This is a genomic window from Pseudomonas sp. HY2-MNA-CIBAN-0224, assembly GCF_040310285.1.
Taxonomy (GTDB): domain Bacteria; phylum Pseudomonadota; class Gammaproteobacteria; order Pseudomonadales; family Pseudomonadaceae; genus Aquipseudomonas; species Aquipseudomonas helleri.
Genome location: NZ_JBEOPQ010000600.1, coordinates 1 through 264 on the forward strand (window position 1 = coordinate 1; position 264 = coordinate 264).

The 264-nt window shown below is 42.4% G+C and carries 1 pseudogene; it reads right to left on the reverse strand.

Annotation, left to right across the window (positions count from 1 at the left end):
- A pseudogene (locus AAEZ03_RS27715) lies at positions 1 to 205 on the reverse strand (hypothetical protein); the annotation flags it as partial.
- Between the last annotated feature and the right edge of the window lie 59 nt (positions 206 to 264).

Genomic DNA, 264 nt, shown 5'->3' on the forward strand with positions numbered 1-264 from the left:
GATAAGTGAGCGGCACACTAACCTTGTCAGCTTGGCGCGCCATTAAAAAGACCATTAGGCCACTATTATGCAATGCCAACGCGATAATCGCTGGCAACATCGAAGGTCCTAATAACATCATAAACACAAAGGCCAACAAATATTCTGGCAGCGAACGTAATATTAAATTCACAGCACGCATGAGCAGAATAACCGCTTTGGGCATCATTAATCGAGTGTTTAAAGGCAGTAATATCATGGTCAATATATGAGTTAGCCCTAAGG